Here is a 21,005-nt window from a genome sequence, read left to right as displayed (position 1 = left end):
AATGCGTGAAGCGGCGCGCGGGGGCGCACGCCGTCGTGTCGATCGGAGCAAGCGGCGGGCCCGTTCGCGTCGAAGGGCGAACGCGCTTACCACCCTTGCGCGCCGCCGTTGCCTGTCGACGGGCTCGTCGAGCCGTTCAGAGCAGGGCCGGATGCACGGCGAGCAGAAAGAGCAGCGTGCCCGTCACCGCCACGGCAAGCACGATCAGGCTGACGAAGCGGCGGCCGCCTGATCGCAGATGCGCCCGAACGCGAGCAGCGCGGCGACGTTGCCGATCACGTAGGTCGCGCACTGGAGCGTGATCGTCAGGTCGGAGAGGCCGAACTCGCGTTGATAGAGCGGATAAAGCGGCGTGACGAGCGTGCTGCCCGCATAAAGCACGCCGAGCAGGATGGCGGCCGCGACGAGAGATGCGCGGCCGCGCGTAGTCGCACGATGCATGAATCACCCGGAAAGCGTGCTTCCTTTCATGCGGGTGAGCAAGCGGCGTTCCGCGGTTCTGTCAGGCGGGATGCGTCATTCCAGCCCTTCGTGCTCGAACGCGAGCTTGACGGCGGGCCGCTCGCGCATGCGCTTGTAAAACGCCTGCAGCTCCGCGGGCGTATCGATGCCGGTTTTCTGTGCCCATGTCAGCATCGTGAAAAGATACGCATCCGCGACGCTCACCTTGTCGCCGAAAAGATAATCGCCGCGCAGCATCTTGGCGGCGAGTGCGAAGCGCTGGCCGATCTTCTCGCGCGCGGCCGATGCTTCCGCATCCGAGGTCGCCCGGAAAACGCGGCCGAACTGCTTGTGGATCTCGGTCGAAATGAACGCGAGCGTTTCGAGCAGGCGCAGGCTGCCGTCGTCGCCGGAGGGCGCGAGCGCGGGCGCCTTTTGCGCGACCCACCAGAGAATTGCGATGTTCTCGGTGAGGCGCTTGCCGTCGTCGAACTCGAGGACGGGCACATAGCTCTTCGGATTGATCTCGTCGAACGGTTTGCCGTCTTCCGTGCGCTTGGTCTTGAGGTCGACCTTCACGCGATCGAACGTCAGGCCTGCTTCATGCATAGCGATGTGATCGGCGAGGCTACACGCGCCGGGCGAGTAATAAAGTTTCATGATGCGCGGCTCCTATTTCCGTGTTCGCAGTTGGGGAACGTGGTTGAGCGAGCAAGGCCTATGCCGCGCGATGTAAGCGCGATTAAAGCTTGGCTGCGGCTGTGCCGATGACATGAATGCGCCGTTTTCGCAGCGGTAAGAGGCGAAAGGTAAGATACGGCCGTTTGTCGATGCACTGTCCGCCGCCGATGACGGCCGGGGTTCCGGCCACCGCACGTGGCGGGCTTTTCCATGTTCCACACACCTGACACCGAAACCCTTCGCCTTTGCAGCGTGCTCGCGAGCACGGCGTTCGGGCTCGTCTTTGCGTTGGTGCGCTTCGGCCGGACCATCGAGCCGCAGTTCGTGCACTGGTCGGCAAGCTCGTTTATGTATGCCGCGGTGCTGATCGGTTTCGGGTTCACCCGGGGGCAACTGGTTCCCGTCGGCTTGCTGCTCGGCGCGCTCGCGGCCACCAACATGCTGATCGTTTCCGGCTTGCGCGCGTTCGACGGCAAGCCGCCGTTTCGATGGTGGATGCTCGCGCCGGTCGCGGGCTGCGCGGCGGCGCATATCCTGCCCGCGTGGATCGGCGGCCATGGTCCGATGGTGTCGCCACTGACGCATGCGGGCGACACGATCGGCGTCGCGGTGTCCGCCGCCATCACGGGCGTGACGCTCTGGTCGAGCGGGCGGCGCGAGCAGAGCCGCGCGAGGCGTATCGCGGGCCTCGCGATGCTCGGCTATCTGCCGGGTTACGCGGTGACGCTCGCGGCATATGCGTGGAACGGGCCGCGCATGAATTATCTCGCGCTGATTCCCACGCTCTCGGATCAGTTGCTCCTCGGCGTGCTCAATCTCGGCCTGCTCGCGATTCCCGCCGAGCGCGCACAGCAGCGCCTGCGCGACGCCGCGCTGCGCGATCCGCTGACGGGCGTCTGGAACCGCGCCGGATTCGACCGCTACGCGCGCCGTCTCGCCGCGCCCGGCGCGGCCGTGCTCGCCATCGACCTCGATCATTTCAAGCAGATCAACGACCGGCACGGGCACCTCGCAGGTGACAACGTGCTGATCGAGCTCGCGCGCCTCGCGGGCGCGGAAGTCGAGTCGCTCGGCGGCGAGTTCGGGCGGCTCGGCGGCGACGAGTTCGCCGCGATTCTGCCGGCGTCGCGCGCACCGGATGAAGCGGCGTGCGCGAAGCGGATCCACGACGCATGCCGCCGATCCACCGAAGGCATGCCGGAATGGACGACGAGCATCGGCGTGTCGCGAATCGGCGCGAACGAGGCGGGCTTTCACGACGCGCTGCAACGGGCCGATGTCGCGCTTTATCGCGCGAAGTTGGCGGGGCGCAACATGCTGACCGCCTGAAGCGGAATCACGCCGACGCGCGCAAGGTCCGCGCCGCCGCGACCATGTTCCTGAGCGCCGGAATCACTTCATTCCATTGACGCGTCTTGAGGCCGCAGTCGGGATTCACCCACAGCCGCTCGCCCGGAATGCGCTCGGCTGCTTTCTTCATCAGATCGACGATATGCGCCTCGCTCGGAATGTTGGGCGAGTGAATGTCGTAGACGCCCGGCCCGATCTGATTCGGATACTTGAAGTCGTCGAAGGCGTCGAGCAGTTCCATGTCGGAGCGCGACGTTTCGATGGTGATGACATCGGCATCCATATCCGCGATCGACGCGATGATGTCGTTGAACTCCGAATAGCACATGTGCGTGTGGATCTGCGTTTCATCGCGCACGCCGTTCGCCGTGATGCGGAACGCCTCCACCGCCCAGCGCAGATACTCGCTCCATTGCGCGCGGCGCAGCGGCAGGCCTTCGCGCAGCGCGGCTTCGTCGATCTGAATCACGCGCACGCCGGCTTTTTCCAGGTCCAGCACTTCTTCGCGGATCGCGAGCGCGAGTTGCCGGCACGACACCGAACGTGGTTGATCGTCGCGCACGAAGGACCAGTTCAGGATCGTGACCGGACCGGTCAGCATGCCCTTCATCGGCTTCGTGGTTTGCGCTTGCGCGTATCGGATCCACTCGACCGTCATCGCCTTCGGGCGGCTGATGTCGCCGAAGAGAATCGGCGGCTTCACGCAGCGCGAGCCATATGACTGCACCCAGCCGAAGGCGCTGAATGCGTAGCCATTCAACTGCTCGCCGAAATATTCGACCATGTCGTTGCGTTCGGCTTCGCCGTGCACGAGCACGTCGAGCCCGAGCGCTTCCTGTTCCTTCACGGCGCGCGTGATTTCCCTTTCCATCGCGGCCTTGTAGTCCGCTGCATCGAGCGCGCCTTCACGGAACCGGCTGCGCGCCTGGCGGATCTCGCTCGTCTGCGGGAACGAGCCGATGGTCGTCGTCGGATAGGCGGGCAGGTCGAGCATCGCGGCCTGCTTCCTTGCGCGTGCTTCGTATGCGCTCGCGCGCTGGCCGAACGCCGCGTCGATCTTCGCGACCGCGGCCTTCACCACCGGATCGTGCACGCGCGATGACGTGCGGCGGCTTTCGATGGCCACCGCGTTGTGCGCGAGCGCATCGGCCACCGATGCGCGGCCTTCGTTCAAGGCGCGCGCCAGCACGTCGAGTTCGTCGAGCTTTTGCAGCGCGAAGGCGAGCCACGATTCGATGTCGGCATCGAGCCTTGCTTCGCTGCGCAGATCGACGGGAACATGCAGCAGCGAGCACGACGGCGCGATCCACAGCCGCTTGCCGAGCGACGCGTGCAATGGCTCAAGCCATTGGAGCGCGGCATCGAGATCGGTCTTCCAGATATTGCGGCCATTGATCGCGCCCACCGAAAGCACCGATGTATCCGGCAATCGCGACGCCGCTTCCGTTGCCTCGTCACGCGCGTTGACGGCGTCGATATGCAGACCGTCGACAGGCAGCTTGCACGCAAGGTCGAGGTTCTCCTGCAACTCGCCGAAGTAAGTCGCGAGCAGAAGACGCACGCGGCGCGCGGAGAGCGCATCGTAAGCGGTGACGAAAGCATCGCGCCATTGCGCATCGAGCTCGGTGACGAGCGCGGGTTCGTCGATCTGCACCCACTCGATGCCGAGCGCCGCGAAGTGATCGAGCAGCGCGGCATACACGGGCAACAGGCGCGGCAGGAGCGCGAGCTTGTCCGAGTCGTCCTTCGCCTTGCCAAGCCACAGATACGTTACCGGCCCAATGATGACGGGCTTCGCGTTCACGCCGAGCGCGCGTGCTTCGCCGAGCTGCGCGACGAGACGTGACGTGTCGAGGCTGAACTGGGTGGCGGCATCGAACTCGGGGACAATGTAGTGGTAGTTGGTATCGAACCACTTCGTCATCTCGCCCGCGGCCACGCCGCCGCAGCACGCAGCGTGCTCATCGTTGTTTTCCGCCGATCGCCCGCGCGCGACGCGGAAGTAGTTGTCGAGGGCATCGCCATGAAAGGCGCGCACGCGCCCGGGCAGATTGCCGAGCGTGAAGCTCATGTCGAGCACCTGATCGTAAAACGCGAAATCGCCGACCGGCACGAGATCGAGACGCGCCTGATGCTTCCAGTGCCGCTCGCGCAACTGCGCGCCGACTGCCTTCAGTTCATCGCGCGAAGACTGGTTCTTCCAGTAGCTTTCGAGGGCGAACTTCAGTTCGCGTTGCGCGCCGATGCGCGGAAAACCCAGATTGTGTGTCGTGACCATCGTGCGTGTTCTTGTCGATATAAAAGGATGTAGCAGCGATGATAGAATTTTCGATGCATGAATAAAAATGGTTTAATTTCATGCATCGATTAACTTTCTTCATGGAGACGCGAATGCTTGAACGCGCTCATCTGATGGTCGTGAGAGAGGTCGAGCGGCAGGGTTCGCTGACCGCCGCCGCCGATGTCCTCAATCTCACGCAGTCCGCGTTGAGCCATACCGTGAAGAAGCTGGAGCAGCAATTGGGCACGCCGGTGTGGACGCGCGAAGGGCGCAGCATGCGGCTCACGCAGGCGGGTCACTATCTGCTCGGCCTCGCGAACCGGATGCTGCCGCAATTCGAACTGGCCGAAGCGCGCATGAAGCAATACGCGCAAGGCGAGCGGGGCACCTTGCGCATCGGGATGGAATGTCACCCGTGCTATCAATGGCTGCTCAAGGTGGTGTCGCCGTATCTCGCGCGCTGGCCCGATGTCGATGTCGACGTGAAGCAGCGTTTCCAGTTCGGCGGCATCGGCGCGCTGTTCGGCCATGATATCGACGTGCTCGTGACGCCCGATCCCTTGAAGAAGCCGGGCCTGCGCTTCACGCCCGTATTCGATTACGAGCAGGTGCTCGTGGTGCCCGAAGAACACGCGCTCGCCGATGCCGCTTACGTCACGCCCGAGCAGGTCGCGCAGGAAGTGCTCATCACGTATCCGGTCGAAACCGATCGCCTCGACATCTACACGCAATTCCTGACGCCCGCGAACGTCGTGCCGAAGCGCCACAAGGTGATCGAAACCACGGACATCATGATGCAGATGGTCGCGAGCGGGCGCGGCGTGGCGGCGCTGCCGCGCTGGCTCGCGGAGGAATACGCGGACCGCATGCCGCTCGCCGTGCAGAAGCTCGGCAGGAAAGGCATCGCGAAACGGATCTTTCTCGGCACGCGCGAGGTCGATGCGGGCATCGACTATCTCGCGGCGTTCATCGCGCTGGCGAAGAAGGCGGACTGGGCGAAGGCGCGCGTGTCCCGCTGACGCTCAGCCTCGCGCGTCGAGCGCATGGCGGATAGTGCGCGCGAGATCGTCGAAGGTGTAGGGCTTCTTCAGCAGCACGACGCCTTCATCGAGGCGCCCTTCGTGAAAGATGATGTCGCGCGTATAGCCCGATGCGAACACCACGGCCGCGCTGTACGGCGGCGCGCTCGCGATCTTCGCCAGCTCGTTCGCGCGGATGGTGCCGGGCATCACGACATCGCTGAAAAGCAGATCCACGTCGCCATTCTTCTGCAGCACCGCGAGCGCCGAATCCGCGTCCTGCGCCGACAGCACCTTGTAGCCGAGCTGCGCGATCATGTCGATGGTCGCGAGGCGCACGTCGGGATCGTCCTCGACCACGAGCACGACTTCACCGCCGCTCGATGCTCGCGGCCGCGCGCCGCTCGTGTGCGCCGTCTCCGCTTGCGTGCAGCGCGGGAAGTAAAGCGCGACGGTCGTGCCTTCGCCGAGTTGCGTCTTGACGTCCACGCAGCCCGAGCTTTGCGACACGAACCCGAACACCATGCTGAGGCCGAGGCCCGTGCCCTGGCCTTCGGCCTTCGTCGAATAGAACGGCTCGAACATGCGGGCCTTCACGCTGTCGTTCATGCCTGCGCCGTCATCGGTCACGGCGAGCCTCACATAGTCGCCCGCGGGCAGTGCGAGGCCGGTGGCGCCGTCGTTGCCGATGCTGGCATTCGCGACCTCCAGCAGGATGTGGCCGCCTTCCTTGATCGCGTCGCGCGAGTTGATGACGAGATTGAGCAGCGCGTTCTCGAGCTGATGACGATCGACGAAGAGGTTCCAGGCTTCGCTCGATACCGAAGTCTTCAACTTGATCGATTCGGGCAGCGCGCGCTGCAGGAACTCGCACATGTCCGCGACGAGCTTCGCCGGATCGACAACCGCGGGATTGAGCGGCTGGCGCCGCGCGAAGGCGAGCATCTGCGAAGCGAGCTTGCCGCCGCGCGCCACGGCTTCGCTCATGACCTGCAGCCTGCGCGTCAGCTCCGGCTTGTCACGTGTGGCGAGCTCGATGAGCTGCAGGTTCGCCGAGATGATCTGCAATACGTTGTTGAAGTCGTGCGCGACGCCGCCGGTGAGATTGCCGATGGCTTCGAGCTTCTGCACCTGACGGAAGCGCTCCTCGGCCTCGACGCGCGCCGCGACTGCTTCCGCGACACGCTCTTCGAGCGTCTGCGTGAGCTTGAGCAACTTGTCTTCCGCGATCTTGCGTTCGTGTATGTCGACGAGCACGCCGGGCAGGCGGATCGGTTTCATCGCGGCGTCGAACTCGCAGCGTCCGCTGGAGAGCGCCCATCGATATTGGCCGTCCGGGGCTCGCAGGCGCAGCTCCATCTCGTGACGCCCGTCGGCGCTTTCGAGCGCGCGGCGCATGGACGCCTGCACGTGCTCGGCGTCTTCCGGATGAAGATTGACGGCGAGCGTCTCGAAGGGAAAGGGCTCGTCGGTTTCGCCGGCCATGCCGAAGGTCCTGGCGAATCGTTCGTCGCCGCTGATGTGTCCGGTGGCCGGGTCCCATACCCACGTGCCGAGCACGATGCCGGAACTGAGCGCGAGCCGCAGGCGCTCGTTCGCCTCGCGAAACGCGCGCTCGGCGGCGTCGCGGCGCTGCTCGGCGAGCACCTTGCCGGTGGTCTCGAAGACGGTGGCCAGCACGCCCGCCGGATGCCCGTCGTCTTCGGCGACGGGGCTATAGTGCAGATCCATCCACACGTCCTCGGGCTGGCCGCTGCGATGCAGCGTGAGGCGCTTCTCGATATAGGAGAGCGTCGCGCCCGACAGGCAGGTGTCGACAACATTGCGATTGAACGCGGCGATTTCCGGCCAGCCTTCCTCGACCGGCTTGCCGAGCAGAAACGGATGACGCCCGCCGGCGAAGCCCGCGTAAGCGTCGTTGTAGATCATCGTGCCCGGGCGGCCCCATAGCATGACGAGGGGCACGGGTGAGGCAAGCAGAAGTCGAACGGCTGCCCGCAGACTCCTGGACCATCGGTCGATCGGACCCAGTGCGGTGTTGGACCAGTCGAGGCCGGCGATGCGCGAGGCCATTTCGCCGCGCCAGCCTTCGCAGTCGAAGGATTGCTCGGGCCAAACCGTTTCGGGTTTCATAGCGATGAAAATATGATTGAACGCGCCGCGCATCTTTTGAATAGCGGCGTTCATGTCTTTTGACTGAAGGCTACATCTTAGTTCAAGCATGACCCTGAACTCCACCGGGGCCGCGGAGCAGAAACACAAGGCTTGCCATATGAACGAATCGGGCTTCAAATTCCATAACGGCGCAACAACGGCGGCTTGCACTTCAAGGAAGGCGTAGATGAAAGGAACACGCATCGCGGCGGCGCTGCTCATGCTTCTGACATGGATGGCTGGCGCGCAGGCGGACGAGCCGCTGACCGATGGACAAATGCTGGGTGTCGTGTTCGTGGCGAATCAGGTGGAAATCGCGGCGGGCAATCTGGCCTTGCGCAAGACGCGATCCTATAGCTTGCAGGTCTTCGCGAATCGCCTCATATCGGAACATGGGCAGGTCAATCAGGAGATCGCCGCGCTGACGCAGCGCACCGGCGCGCAGCCGCAACGCAGCCCGACGAGCGATGCACTGGCGAAGCAGAGCATCGATGATCTCGCCGCGCTCGAAGACGCGGGCAGCTACGACTTCGACGAAGCGTATCTCGATCGCGAGGTGGTCTTTCTGCAGAAGCTGGTCAATAGCGTCGACGGTTATATCCGCTCGGCGCGAAGCGCGGATGTGCGCACCTTGCTGATCCGTTCGCGCCCGTCCTTCATCTTTCATCTCGATCAGGCGCACAGGCTGCAACTGACGATAGGCAGTCCCGGCCTCAGGCGCTGATGCCGCTACGTTAAGATGACCGTCGCCGATACAAAACCATAACCGGAACACGGAGGCACGGAGAGCACATGAATCCATCGCAACGAATCGACGCGTTGATCGCAGGCATCACCGACTGGCGCGGCGAGACATTCAGAGAGGTGCGCAGGGTCATCCTCGAAGCGGATGACGCGATCACCGAGGAATGGAAGTACATGGGCAGTCCGGTGTGGTATCGCGACGGCATGATCGCGGTGGCCAATGCCCACAAGGGCAAAGTGAAACTCACTTTCGCCAGCGGCGCGAGCCTGCCCGATCCCGACAAGCTCTTCAATGCGGGCCTCGAAGGCAACGCGCGGCGCGCGATCGATTTCCTCGAAGGCGACAAGGTCGACGCGCGCGCGCTCAAGACGCTCGTGCGCGCGGCGATCGCGTTCAACCAGTCGAAATCGAAGAAAAAAGCGGCCGGCTAGGCCACGCGCCACGCGCCGCCCAGCGCGGGCGGCTGAACGACGCCATCGGGCACCTTGGCCTGATCGCGCAGACGCGCCGCGAAGGTGCCGGTGCCGAAGCGTTCCACAAGCGGCAACGGGGTTCGCAGCACCTCGGTCGCGTACTCATGCGCGAACCAATCGGGGCCGCCTTCGAGGCGCCCCGGTCACTCCAAACCGCCTCACGCCCCACCTCGATTCATTTCCCGCGCTCCCGATATTTCTGTCGTATCCCGACAAAAACGTTCGAATGACTTCTTTACAAATCCAAAACGTCCGGTCACAATGCGACCGCAAATAATAACGATTCGCATTCACACGCAACGACATCGAAGAGAACCAGAATGAAATCAGGTACGACGAGCCCGGTCGCGATGCGGCCGTTGAAGCTGGCAGCGCTGCTTTTGTTCGCGGCGGCGCCGCTCGCCCACGCGCAATCGACGGACTCCGTGCCGTCCGCGGCCGAACCCGCTGCGACGGCGGCGCCCGCGGAGAGCACGCTTCCAGCGGTGAAGGTCACGGCGCAGAACGAGGATCAGCCCTATGGTCCGACGAAAGGCTATGTCGCGAAGGAATCGACGGCGTTGAAGTCGAGCACATCGCTGCTGGAGACGCCGCAATCGGTCTCGGTCGTCACGCGCGAGCAGATGGATCAGCAGAACGTCCAGACGCTCAACGCGGCCGTGCGCTACGTGTCGGGCGTCACACCGGAGACGCGCGGCGGCATTGCGACCCGCTATGACATGCTGAAGGTGCGCGGCTTCGACGCCGACAAATACTGGAACGGCCTCAAGCTGCTCGACAACGGGTGGTATGCGGTGCCCCAGCTCGATCCGTACATGATGGAGCGCATCGAAGTGCTCAAGGGGCCCGTGTCCGTGCTCTACGGTCAGGCGGCGGCGGGCGGCCTGCTCGATCAGGAAAGCAAGATGCCGACGGTCGTGCCGCTGCACGAAGTGGGCGTCGAGTTCGGCAACTACGCTCACAAGCAGGCCACGTTCGATTTCTCCGGGCCCATCGCCGGCGATGAACGCTATCTGTATCGCCTCACCGCCATCGCGCGTTCGGAAGACGGACAGGTTCAATCGACGTACAACAAGCGCATCGCCATTGCGCCGTCGTTCACGTGGCGTCCCGACAACAAGACTTCGCTCACGCTGTACGGTCTCTATCAGCGCGATCCGCGCAGCACGTCGTATGGCAGCGTGCCGCCGCAAGGCACGGTGCTTTTCAACCCGAACGGCAAGTTGCCGAGCGACTTTTACGACGGCGATCACAATTTCGAGAGCTTCAATCGCGCGCAGGAAGCGATCGGCTACAAGTTAGACCGCAAGCTCAGCAACGCGTGGACGTTCCGCTCGAACGGCCGCCTGCTGCATCTCGCGCAGGACTACAAGAGCGTGTACGCAAGCGCGCTGGAAGACGACCTGCGCACGCTCGATCGCGGCACGGCGGCGTCGAAGGACAATCTCAACACGATCTCGCTCGACAACCAGCTCGAAGGCAATTTCTCGACCGGGGCGATAGATCATACGGTGCTGTTCGGCTTCGACTATCAGCATTACGCGAGCAACTTCGACGCGGGCTTCGGCGCCGCACCGACGCTCGACATGTTCGCGCCGAACTACGACCAGACGATCACGCCGCCGGACCGCTATCACCAGGTGTTGAGCGGCACGCAGTACGGCGTCTATGCGCAGGATCAGGCGCGCTGGGGCAACGTGATCCTCACGCTCGGCGCACGTGAGGACTGGGCGAGCAGCGATTCGAACAACACGACCTACGGCATCGTGTCGCATCAGTTCGATCGTGCGTTCACGTTCCGCGCCGGTCTGACGTACGTGTTCAACAACGGCATCGCGCCGTATGCGAGCTACACCGAATCGTTCACTCCGCAAGCGGGCACCGACATCAACGGCAATCAGTTCTCGCCCGAGAAGGGACGTCAGTACGAAATCGGCGTGAAATTCCAGCCGAAGGGCTACAACGCGTTCTTCTCGGCTGCGCTGTTCGATCTGACACGCAAGAACCTGCTGACGGTGAACGCGGACAATCGGAACTTCCAGTCGGCCGTGGGCGAAGCGAGATCGCTCGGCGTCGAGCTCGAAGCGAAGGCGAGCCTCACGGATTCGTTGAACGTCACCGCGAGCTATACGTACCTCAATACGAAGTACACGAAGGACAACAGCGGACTCGACGGCAAGTTCCTGCCCGCCATTCCGCAGAATCAGGCTTCGCTGTGGGCGTATTACACGATCGATCGCGGACCGCTCGCCGGTCTTTCGATGGGCGCGGGCGGACGCTATACCGGCACGACGTACAGCAGCGACAACAGCTTCAAGGTGTCGAGCTTCTTCCTCGTCGATGCCACGCTGCGCTACGACCTTGGCCGCGCGGCGGCGCAGTTGAAGGGCGCGGAGCTTTACGTGAACGCGCAGAACCTCTTCAACAAGGAATATGTCGCGTCGTGCTATTACGGCAGCTGGTGCGCATTCGGTTATGGACGTCAGGTCTTCGCCGGCATGAACTATCACTGGTAAGCACGCTTCATCGCACTGCGCCTGGTACTGCGCAGTGCATCGAAACGTCGTGAGCGCCTCCCCGGCGCTTATCGCGAACGATGCTATCCGTATCGGGATTTCTTCGTTCGCGTGTGAGGAAGCGGCTAGTACATTGATCGCTCGCCGCGCTTCCACGATATCCCCGCATGACGACACCTTCACTGCAACGCCTCTGCGCCCTGTTCGCGTTGATGGCCGCATTCGCCTGGCCGATACATCGCGCGCACGCCGAAGGAAAAGTGAAGATCGTCGATCAATACGGCATCGGCTCGCTGCTGCTCAAGGTGGCGAAGGATCAGAAGCTCATCGAGAAGGCGGGCGCGCGCTCGGGGCTCGATATCGACGTGCAATGGAACACGCTCTCGGGCGGCGCGGCTGTGAACGAGGCGCTGCTTTCGGGCGCGGCGGATGTCGCGACCATCGGCATCGGCCCGTTGATGACGATCTGGGACCGCACGCGCGGGCATCAGGACTTTCGCGCGATCGCGGCGCAAAGCGCGGTGCCCGTGTATCTCGTGACCAACGATCCGCGCATTCGCAGCATCAGGGATATCGGCGAGAAGGATCGCATCGCGGTGGTGTCCGTCGCGGTGTCGCAGCAGGGGCGTCTCTTGCAGATGGCATCGGCGCAGGCATACGGCGATGCCAGCTATGCGCGCCTCGACCGCTTCGAAGTGAACATGCCGCACGCCGATGCGACGACCGCGATGCTCTCGGGCAACTCGGTCATCAATCTGCATTTCTCCAACGCGCCGTATCAGTATCAGGAACTCGAAGACCCGAAGATCCACAAGGTGACGAGTTCCACCGAGATCCTGGGCGGACCGTCGACGGGCAGCGTCGTCGTGACTTCCGACAAGTGGCGCAAGGACAACCCGAAGACTTATGCGGCCGTGCGCGCGGCGCTCGACGATGCGGCGCGGCTCGTCGACAAGGACAAGGCGCAGGCCGCGGCGATCTACATTCGCCAGGATGGCTCGAAGCTATCGCCCGCGTTCGTCGAGCGCATTCTGAGCGACAAGGAAGCGAGCTTCGCCACGACACCGCAAAACACGCTGCAACTGGGCACGTTCCTGCATAAGGTGGGCGTGATCCGGCACGAGCCGAAATCGTGGCGCGATTACTTCTTCGCCGACGACGCGAGCGCGCAAGGCAGTTGAGCACACCGGCCATTTCAGTTGATGTCGACAGGAGACCACGATGAACGCAGCAGCCATTGCCAATGAAACGGAATTGACCGTCAGCCCGCTTTCGGCGCATATCGGCGCGGAGATTGGCGGCGTCGATCTCACGCGTCCCTTGTCTGCCGAACAGGTGAGCGCGATCCGCGCCGCGCTGCTCAAATGGCGCGTGATCTTCTTTCGCGAGCAGTTCCTGAGTCACGAGCAGCACGTCGCGTTCTCTGCGCAATTTGGAAAGCTCACGGTGGGGCATCCGGTGTTCGGTCACGTCGAAGGACATCCGGAGATTTACTCGATCTCGAAGTTTCGCAAGGCCACGCGCTTCGAAGGCCAGGCGCTTTTGCGTCCGTGGACCGGCTGGCACACGGATGTCACCGCCGCCGTGAATCCGCCGTTCGCATCGATCCTGCGCGGCGTGACGATTCCGCCCTATGGCGGCGACACGCAATGGACCAATCTCGTGATCGCGTACGAGAAGCTGTCCGCGCCGCTGCGCGCTTTCGTCGATGGCTTGCGCGGCGTGCATCGATTCGCGCCGCCGCAGGGCGCGAGCGGCACCGATGCATTCACGAAGGCCGTCACGGATCACACGCTGGTGAGCGAGCATCCGCTCGTGCGCGTGCATCCCGAAACCGGCGAGCGCGCGTTGTACGTGAGTCCGGGCTTTCTCAAGCATATCGCCGGATTGGCGCCGCGCGAGAGTCAGGTGTTGCTCGAACTGTTGTGGGAGCACGTCACGCGGCCTGAGTTCACGGTGCGCTTCAAGTGGGAGCCGGGCAGCGTCGCGTTCTGGGACAACCGCACGACGGCGCATCTCGCGCCGAGCGATATCTTCGATCTCGACTTCGATCGGCAGCTTTATCGCACGACGCTCGTCGGGGATGTGCCGGTCGGTCCGGATGGGAAGCCGTCCGTGGCGGTCGACGGCTCGCCGGTGGGCGCGGCTGCTGCGATCGCGTTGAATTGATGCGAGCTGCTCGATGGCGCCACCGTTGCGCCATCGACGCTGGACGCATCGCAACTAACTGTCTTGTTGAACCACGTCACTGAGTCAGCTTCGCCATCAGCCGTCAAAACGAAGGTTCGTTCGCGGGGACGAGCCTTCGTCGAAGTCCATCGACACTGATGTGTTGAACTCCACGCCGATTGCGATAAACGCGCGCCTGAACGCGGCGCGCGGAAACGTATAATCGCGCCTCACACGTTCGTGCCGCGCAGGCACGCCCACCAGTCTCAAAAACCGCTGGTTTCTCAATATTCCTAACGCCTGTGTCTCACAGGCTGAAGCACGAAAGGAACGCCCCGCGTGGAAAGTCTCTTCCAAACCGTGAATGCACTGTTTGCGTTCATTGCGCCCGTCTCGGATTTCTTGTGGGATTTCCCCACCAATTTCAAGGCCTATTCGCAAATCCCCGTGCTCGGGCAGTTCTCCTTCGCGATTCTGCTGCTCGTCGGCGTGGGCATTCACTTCACGATCCGCACGCGATTCATCCAGACGATGAACGTCGGCAAGATCGTGCGCATCATGTTGCGGCGTCAGCCGTCGAAGACCGGCGTCAGCGCGCTCGCATCCTTCATGCTCGGGCTCGCGATGCGCGCGGGGCCGGGCAATATCGTCGGCATCACGGGCGCGATTTCCGTCGGCGGGCCGGGCGCGCTGTTCTGGATGTGGGTGGCCGCATTTTTCGGCATGGCCACCGCGTTCATGGAGTCGACGCTCGCGCAGCTCTTCAAGGAGAAGAAGCACGACGAGTTCGTCGGCGGATTGCCGTTCTATGGGCGGCGCATTCTCGGCGACAGGCGCATCGTCGGCACGTTTCTGTCGATCGTGTTCATCGTGTATGCCCTTTTCAACGTGCCGCCGCAAACGTTCAACGTGTTCACCGCGATCGGCACCATTGCCGACACGGTGGCGGGCACGCATCTCGCGCGCCAGTCGACGGTGTATTACGTCATCGCGGTTGCGCTCATCGCGGCGTGCGCGTTCATCATCATGGGCGGCATCCGCCGCGTGACCGCCTATACCGATGTGCTCGTGCCCATCAAGGCGACGCTCTTCTGCGTGATGTCGCTCGTCATCATCCTGATCAATCTGCCGCTGATTCCGTACTTTTTTCATGAGGTGATCGTCGGTGCGTTCGCGCCGCACGCGCTCTTCGGCGGCGCGATAGGCACCGCGCTCGCGCAGGGCGTGAAGCGCGGGCTGATGTCGAACGAAGCGGGGCAGGGCACCATCACGATGGCCGCCGCGATCGCCGACAACGATCACCCGTGCGAACAGGGTTTCGTGCAAAGCCTCGGTGTGTTCTTCGACACAATGGTCATCTGCACGATGACCGGCTTCATCGTCGTGATGGCGCACGTGTGGACCGGCACCGTCGACGGGCAGGCGTGGGAGTCGGTCAGGGCATCGAAGATCACGGTGTATCTCGCATCCGTCGAAACGCTCGTGCCCGTTTCGGTCGCGCATGTCATCAAGATCGTGATGTGCGTGTGCTATGGGCTCTTCGCGTTCACGACGCTGCTCGGCATGATTTCATTCGCGGAAATCTCGGCGAACTTCATTTCGCGCAGCCGCGGTTTCATCACCGGCATTCGTGTAGTGGGCTCGCTCGTGTTCGTGCCGTTCGGCGCGCTGACCGTGCTCGCCGGCCTCGAGTTGCCGAATCTCTGGGCGCTGTCCGATCTGATGAACATCGTGATGGTGCTGCTCAACGTGCCGATTCTGCTGATCGGGCAGCGCCTCGTATACCGCGCGCTCGCGCATTACCGCAGTACGCGCGGCGGGCCGTTCGTCTCCGAGCGCATCGGCGTACGGACCGAGTACTGGACAGCCGTTCGCGGCGTCGCGACGCACAAGGAAGAAGTCCGCGAGCGCGTCGAAAGTTAAGAGAAGAACTCCACCGCGCCCGTGCTCAGGTTGTACATCGAGCCGGTTATCTTGATGGCGTGCTGGCTTTCCATCTCGCTCAACACGGTGCTGTCGCGGCGAATCTGCGCAATGGTCAACTCGACATTCTTGCGCGCGACCTTGTCGACGAACGCGTAGTTGGTCGCGGTGCGTTCACCGTCGTACTGCGTTGCGTCGACGGCGGGCTTGATGCGCGCGAGTAGTCCGGTGAGATGGCCCAGTTCGGCATTGGCGATCGCACCTTTGATCGCGCCGCACGAGGTATGTCCCATCACGAGCACGACTTTCGCGCCCATCAACTTGCACGCGAATTCCATGCTGCCGAGGATATCGTCGTTCTCGATATTGCCCGCGATGCGGCAATTGAAGATATCGCCGATGCCCAGATCCATGATGACTTCGGCGGGCGCGCGCGAGTCGATGCAACTGAGCAGCACCGCCGCCGGATACTGTCCCTTCGCGCTCGCCTTCTGCTCGCGCAGATAGTTGCGCGGCTTTCGCTCGCCCTTCTGAAAGCGCTCGTTGCCGCGCTTCATCGCATCGATGATCTGCTCGGGCGTCATGCCGTCGCGCTGTGCACGGGTCAATGCATCGGCGCGGGCGGATGTGACGAGAAGCGGCGGGGCGGTCAGCCCGGCGATAGTTGCGGATGCAACTGATCTGAGGAAACCCCGGCGGCACGCGGGCGAGCATTGCAGCGGATGTTTCATTTTTTCGCGCATGACCTTGCTCCTCGTTCCCAAAGGATTCGGCCTTCTTGACGCTCTTCTTGCCAGCTGAAGTGTTGGACGGAAATGCGCCGAATTCAATGCGCGCTTATTCCGATGACAAGCTCACGTCGATGAAGTAACGACTTCCCGAGCGATGTCGAGGAAATTGGCGGTCTTCGCGGCGGTCGCATCAATGCGCGATGCCAAAGCCAGGCGGATGGTGATGGCGCTGCCGAGCGCATCGGTATAGGCGACGCCATCCACCTGAATCTGGCACACGGACGCCGGCACCAGCGAGACGCCGAATTCCGCCGCGACCAGATTCACGACTGATGAAAGCTGCGGCGCCTGTTGTCCGGCGACCGGCTCGAATCCCGCTTCCCGGCACGCGCCGACGATCACGTCGTGTAACGTGGGGCTGGCCTCTCGCGGCAGCATCACGAACGGATCGTCGGCCAGCGCCTCGAGCGGCACCTTGCGCTTTTTCGCGAGCGCGTGCGTGGCGGGCAGCACGATTTTCATCGGCTCGATCGCGATGTGATTGATCTGCACGCCCGCGGGCGACTGGCTACCAAGACGCACGAAGGCCACGTCGACGCGGCCGGCATCGAGATGGGCGAGCAGTTGCGCCGTGTTGCCTTCGGTGAGCGTGAGCGTGACATTCGGATACGCCTGCCGATACGAGCGAATCAGCTTCGACACGACAGGATTGAACGCGGCCGATCCCGTGAAGCCGATATTGAGCTGCCCGATCTCGCCGCGCCCAGCGCTCTGCGCCTTTTCGACGGCGAGGCGTGCGTCATTCATGAGGCGCTTGGCATCGACGGCGAACGCCTCGCCGGCTTCCGTCAGCACGACGCCGTGCCCCGTGCGGCGAAACAACCGCACGCCGAGTTCATCTTCCAGCGCGTGAATCTGCTGGCTGAGCGGCGGCTGACCGATGCCGAGCCGTTCCGCCGCGCGCGTGACATTGCGCTCCTCGGCGACGGCGAGAAAATAGCGGATATGGCGAAGTTCCATCCGATATCTTTAAAAAATATTTCAGAAAGACGCGATAGATATTGGACAGTATATCAATCGCGCGACAAAATACCGCTATCGCGCAATGCGCGGGCTAAAAACTTTTCCCCAATTACATCGCCGGACGCTTTTCGAGGCGGATCAGGCTGGACGAGTCGCGCCCGTGTCGACCATCGACGCCGCGCGAATCGTCAATCAGATTGGGAAGGGGTCTAATGTGGCTGAAGCATTGAAAAAACCAAGGCCGGAGTACCGGAACATCGGGATCGGCCAAATCGCGAAGTATCGCTTGCCGCTGGCAGGGAAGATATCGATCCTGCATCGCATCAGCGGGCTTTTGCTCTTCGTGTGTCTGCCGTTCATCCTGTATCTGCTCGATCAGAGCCTCACGTCGGAGATCTCGTTCGACGCGTTCAAGGGCTTCCTCGCCAACCCCGTCGTCAAGATCGTCACGCTCGTGCTGTCGTGGGCGTATCTGCATCACTTCTGCGCGGGCATCCGCTATCTGTTTCTCGACATGCATGTCGGCGTGAACAAGGAAGGCGGCAAGCAGACCGCGCTCGTCGTGCTGATCGTTTCGCTGTTGCTCACGCTCGCGATGGCCCTCAAGATCTTCGGAGTGTTCTAAACATGGCAACGCAAAATCGAGTCGGCCCGAAGCGCCTGGTCGTGGGCGCGCATTACGGTCTGCGCGACTGGCTCGCGCAACGCATCACCGCGGTCGTGATGGCCGTGTACACCGTCATTCTTCTCTTCTGGTTCTTCGGCGCGCACAACTTCTCGTATGAAGGCTGGGCGGGCATCTTCGCGACCCAGTGGATGAAGCTCGCCACCTTTGTAGCCCTGCTTTGCCTCTTCTACCACGCGTGGGTCGGCATTCGCGACATCTGGATGGACTACGTGAAGCCCATGGGCCTGCGCCTGTTCCTGCAGGTGTTGACCATCCTGTGGCTCATCGGATGCGCCGGCTACGCTGCACAGATTCTCTGGAGAGTTTAAAGAACATGGCTGCAATCAAGACTTCCCTGCCGCGTCGTCGCTTTGACGTGGTCATCGTCGGTGCGGGTGGATCGGGCATGCGCGCATCGCTGCAGCTCGCGCGCGCCGGGCTCTCCGTCGCGGTGCTGTCGAAAGTGTTTCCGACGCGCTCGCATACCGTGGCCGCGCAAGGCGGCATCGGCGCTTCGCTCGGCAACATGAGCGAAGACAACTGGCACTATCACTTCTACGACACCATCAAGGGCTCCGACTGGCTCGGCGACCAGGATGCGATCGAGTTCATGTGCCGTGAAGCGCCCAATGCCGTCTATGAGCTCGAGCACATGGGCATGCCGTTCGACCGCAATCCGGATGGCACGATCTATCAGCGCCCGTTCGGCGGTCACACGGCGAACTACGGCGAGAAGCCGGTGCAACGTGCATGCGCCGCGGCTGACCGTACCGGTCACGCATTGCTGCACACGCTGTATCAGCAGAACGTCGCGGCGAAGACGCACTTCTTCGTCGAGTGGATGGCACTCGACCTGATCCGCGACGCCGACGGCGACGTGCTCGGCGTCACCGCGCTCGAAATGGAAACGGGCGAGGTCTATATCCTCGAAGGCAAGACGACGCTGTTCGCCACGGGCGGCGCGGGCCGCATCTTCGCGGCATCGACGAATGCGTTCATCAATACCGGTGACGGGCTTGGCATGGCCGCGCGTTCGGGCATCGCGCTGCAGGACATGGAGTTCTGGCAGTTCCACCCGACGGGCGTGGCGGGCGCGGGCGTGCTGATCACCGAAGGCGTGCGCGGCGAAGGCGGCATTTTGCGTAACGCGAACGGCGATCGCTTCATGGAGCGCTATGCGCCGACGCTGAAGGATCTCGCACCGCGCGACTTCGTCTCGCGCTCGATGGACCAGGAGATCAAGGAAGGCCGCGGCGTGGGTCCGAACAAGGATCACGTGCTGCTGGACCTGTCGCACATCGGCGCGGAGACGATCATGAAGCGTCTGCCGTCGATTCGCGAGATCGCGCTGAAGTTCGCGAACGTCGACTGCATCAAGGAGCCGATTCCCGTCGTGCCGACCATCCACTATCAGATGGGCGGTATTCCGACGAACATGCACGGTCAGGTCGTGGGCACGGCCAAGGGCTACAACGATCCGGTCAACGGCTTCTACGCGGTGGGCGAATGCTCGTGCGTATCGGTGCACGGCGCGAACCGTCTGGGCACGAACTCGCTGCTCGATCTGGTCGTGTTCGGGCGTGCTGCGGGCAATCACATCATCAAGCACGCAAGCGAGATGAAAGAGCACAAGCCGCTGCCGGCCGATGCCGCCGACTTCGCGATGGAACGTCTCGCGGTGCTGGAGAAGTCGACCTCGGGCGAATACACGCAGAGCATCGCCAACGACATCCGCTCGACGATGCAGGCGCATGCGGGCGTGTTCCGCACGGCGAAGCTGCTGGAAGAAGGCGTCAGCAAGATCGCCGAAGTGGCCGAGCGCGTGAAGCACGTGCATCTGAAGGACAAGTCGAAGGTGTTCAACACGGCGAAGGTCGAAGCGCTGGAACTGGCGAACCTGATCGAAGTCGCGCGCGCGACGATGGTCTCGGCCGAAGCGCGCAAGGAAAGCCGCGGCGCGCACGCGCACAGCGACTACGAGCATCGCGACGACGAGAACTGGATGCGCCACTCGCTGTGGTTCAGCGAAGGCGATCGCCTCGACTACAAGCCGGTGCAGATGAAGCCGCTGACGGTTGAATCGGTGCCGCCGAAGGCGCGGACCTTCTAAGGCACGAACGAAGAGAATCGAAATGGCAAAGAGAATTTTTGAAGTCTATCGCTACGATCCGGACAAGGATGCAGCGCCGCGCATGCAGACGTACGAGCTCGATCTGACGCATGAACGCATGCTGCTCGACGCGCTGGTCAAGCTGAAAGAAGTCGATGAGACGCTGTCGTTCCGCCGCTCGTGCCGCGAAGGCGTGTGCGGCTCGGACGCGATGAACATCAACGGCAAGAACGGCCTCGCGTGCCTGACGAATCTGAACGAACTGCCGCAGAAGATCGTGCTGCGTCCGCTGCCGGGTCTGCCGGTGGTGCGCGACCTGATCTGCGATTTCACGCAGTTCTTCAACCAGTATCATTCGATCAAGCCGTATCTGATCAACGATACGCCGCCGCCGGAAAAGGAGCGCCTGCAATCGCCCGTGGAGCGCGATGAGCTGGATGGCCTCTACGAGTGCATTCTGTGCGCGAGCTGCTCGACGTCGTGCCCGAGCTTCTGGTGGAACCCGGACAAGTTCGTGGGACCGGCGGGCTTGCTGCAAGCCTATCGCTTCATCGCGGACAGCCGCGACCAGGCGACGGGCGAACGCCTCGACAACCTGGAAGACCCGTATCGTCTGTTCCGTTGCCATACGATCATGAATTGCGTCGACGTGTGCCCGAAGGGGCTCAACCCGACCAAGGCGATCGGCAAGATCAAGGAATTGATGGTGCGGCGGGCTGTCT

The 21,005-nt window shown here is 62.9% G+C and carries 19 protein-coding genes; 12 read left to right on the top strand and 7 right to left on the bottom strand.

What is annotated here, in order from left to right; all coding sequences use genetic code 11:
* Nucleotides 1-204: 204 nt before the first annotated feature.
* Both AC1Z32_RS34775 and AC1Z32_RS34770 read right to left on the bottom strand, forming a co-directional pair.
* The gene (locus tag AC1Z32_RS34775) at nt 205-441 is read right to left on the bottom strand and encodes a hypothetical protein (protein WP_483483406.1); all 237 of its coding nucleotides are present in this window, start codon (nt 439-441) and stop codon (nt 205-207) included.
* A gap of 75 nt (nt 442-516) precedes the next feature.
* Nucleotides 517-1,101, bottom strand: coding sequence for a glutathione binding-like protein (locus tag AC1Z32_RS34770; protein WP_483483405.1), 585 nt, complete (start codon nt 1,099-1,101; stop codon nt 517-519).
* 231 nt (nt 1,102-1,332) lie between these two features.
* Between AC1Z32_RS34770 and AC1Z32_RS34765 the strand changes: the two genes are divergently transcribed.
* Complete coding sequence (locus AC1Z32_RS34765; RefSeq protein ID WP_483483404.1) at nt 1,333-2,451, top strand: GGDEF domain-containing protein; 1,119 nt, start codon at nt 1,333-1,335, stop codon at nt 2,449-2,451.
* A 7-nt stretch (nt 2,452-2,458) separates the two neighbouring features.
* Here the strand turns inward: AC1Z32_RS34765 and metE are convergent, their stop codons facing one another.
* Nucleotides 2,459-4,750, bottom strand: coding sequence for a 5-methyltetrahydropteroyltriglutamate--homocysteine S-methyltransferase (gene metE, locus AC1Z32_RS34760; protein WP_483483403.1), 2,292 nt, complete (start codon nt 4,748-4,750; stop codon nt 2,459-2,461).
* A gap of 113 nt (nt 4,751-4,863) precedes the next feature.
* Between metE and AC1Z32_RS34755 the strand changes: the two genes are divergently transcribed.
* Nucleotides 4,864-5,772 (top strand): LysR family transcriptional regulator, encoded by a 909-nt coding sequence (locus tag AC1Z32_RS34755; RefSeq protein ID WP_483483402.1) that lies wholly within the window; start codon nt 4,864-4,866, stop codon nt 5,770-5,772.
* Between the two features lie 3 nt (nt 5,773-5,775).
* Here the strand turns inward: AC1Z32_RS34755 and AC1Z32_RS34750 are convergent, their stop codons facing one another.
* Entirely contained in the window at nt 5,776-7,845 is a 2,070-nt protein-coding gene (locus AC1Z32_RS34750; protein ID WP_483483401.1) for a hybrid sensor histidine kinase/response regulator, read from the bottom strand.
* Nucleotides 7,846-8,113: 268 nt separating this feature from the next.
* Between AC1Z32_RS34750 and AC1Z32_RS34745 the strand changes: the two genes are divergently transcribed.
* Together AC1Z32_RS34745 and AC1Z32_RS34740 are read left to right on the top strand one after the other, a co-directional pair.
* On the top strand, nt 8,114-8,650 hold the full coding sequence (locus tag AC1Z32_RS34745; protein WP_483483400.1) for a DUF4142 domain-containing protein: 537 nt from the start codon (nt 8,114-8,116) through the stop codon (nt 8,648-8,650).
* A 68-nt stretch (nt 8,651-8,718) separates the two neighbouring features.
* Nucleotides 8,719-9,102, top strand: a complete 384-nt coding sequence (locus AC1Z32_RS34740; protein WP_483483399.1) for a DUF1801 domain-containing protein — start codon at nt 8,719-8,721, stop codon at nt 9,100-9,102.
* On the opposite strand, the gene AC1Z32_RS34735 is transcribed toward AC1Z32_RS34740, so the two are convergent.
* Nucleotides 9,099-9,233, bottom strand: coding sequence for a hypothetical protein (locus AC1Z32_RS34735; protein ID WP_483483398.1), 135 nt, complete (start codon nt 9,231-9,233; stop codon nt 9,099-9,101). The genes AC1Z32_RS34740 and AC1Z32_RS34735 overlap by 4 nt on opposite strands.
* 231 nt (nt 9,234-9,464) lie before the next feature.
* Here AC1Z32_RS34735 and AC1Z32_RS34730 point away from each other — a divergent pair, with 231 nt between their 5' ends.
* The 4 genes from AC1Z32_RS34730 to AC1Z32_RS34715 all read left to right on the top strand — a co-directional run bounded on the left by AC1Z32_RS34730 (nt 9,465) and on the right by AC1Z32_RS34715 (nt 15,752).
* Nucleotides 9,465-11,660: a TonB-dependent siderophore receptor gene (locus AC1Z32_RS34730; RefSeq protein WP_483483397.1), complete on the top strand. Its 2,196-nt coding sequence runs from the start codon at nt 9,465-9,467 to the stop codon at nt 11,658-11,660.
* A gap of 167 nt (nt 11,661-11,827) precedes the next feature.
* Nucleotides 11,828-12,841 (top strand): ABC transporter substrate-binding protein, encoded by a 1,014-nt coding sequence (locus AC1Z32_RS34725; RefSeq protein WP_483483396.1) that lies wholly within the window; start codon nt 11,828-11,830, stop codon nt 12,839-12,841.
* 40 nt (nt 12,842-12,881) lie between these two features.
* Complete coding sequence (locus AC1Z32_RS34720; protein ID WP_483483395.1) at nt 12,882-13,829, top strand: TauD/TfdA dioxygenase family protein; 948 nt, start codon at nt 12,882-12,884, stop codon at nt 13,827-13,829.
* 339 nt (nt 13,830-14,168) lie between these two features.
* A complete protein-coding gene (locus AC1Z32_RS34715) occupies nt 14,169-15,752 on the top strand; it encodes an alanine/glycine:cation symporter family protein (RefSeq protein ID WP_483483394.1) in 1,584 nt (527 codons plus the stop codon).
* On the opposite strand, the gene AC1Z32_RS34710 is transcribed toward AC1Z32_RS34715, so the two are convergent.
* Both AC1Z32_RS34710 and AC1Z32_RS34705 read right to left on the bottom strand, forming a co-directional pair.
* Nucleotides 15,749-16,495: a carbonic anhydrase family protein gene (locus AC1Z32_RS34710; RefSeq protein WP_483483393.1), complete on the bottom strand. Its 747-nt coding sequence runs from the start codon at nt 16,493-16,495 to the stop codon at nt 15,749-15,751. The two genes, AC1Z32_RS34715 and AC1Z32_RS34710, sit on opposite strands and share 4 nt — an antisense overlap.
* A gap of 111 nt (nt 16,496-16,606) precedes the next feature.
* Complete coding sequence (locus AC1Z32_RS34705; RefSeq protein WP_483483392.1) at nt 16,607-17,503, bottom strand: LysR family transcriptional regulator; 897 nt, start codon at nt 17,501-17,503, stop codon at nt 16,607-16,609.
* 217 nt (nt 17,504-17,720) lie between these two features.
* On the opposite strand from AC1Z32_RS34705, the gene sdhC reads away from it, so the two are divergent.
* From sdhC to AC1Z32_RS34685, 4 genes are all read left to right on the top strand, one after another.
* Nucleotides 17,721-18,131 (top strand): succinate dehydrogenase, cytochrome b556 subunit, encoded by a 411-nt coding sequence (sdhC, locus tag AC1Z32_RS34700; protein WP_483483391.1) that lies wholly within the window; start codon nt 17,721-17,723, stop codon nt 18,129-18,131.
* Between the two features lie 2 nt (nt 18,132-18,133).
* Complete coding sequence (gene sdhD, locus AC1Z32_RS34695) at nt 18,134-18,502, top strand: succinate dehydrogenase, hydrophobic membrane anchor protein (protein ID WP_483481743.1); 369 nt, start codon at nt 18,134-18,136, stop codon at nt 18,500-18,502.
* 5 nt (nt 18,503-18,507) lie between these two features.
* Nucleotides 18,508-20,283: a succinate dehydrogenase flavoprotein subunit gene (gene sdhA, locus AC1Z32_RS34690; protein WP_483481744.1), complete on the top strand. Its 1,776-nt coding sequence runs from the start codon at nt 18,508-18,510 to the stop codon at nt 20,281-20,283.
* Nucleotides 20,284-20,305: 22 nt separating this feature from the next.
* On the top strand, nt 20,306-21,005 hold a 700-nt coding region (locus AC1Z32_RS34685), incomplete at its 3' end, for a succinate dehydrogenase iron-sulfur subunit (protein WP_014193767.1).

Source organism: Caballeronia sp. 11_S32, from assembly GCF_056930355.1.
This window is presented reverse-complemented; position numbering and strand designations above follow the sequence as displayed.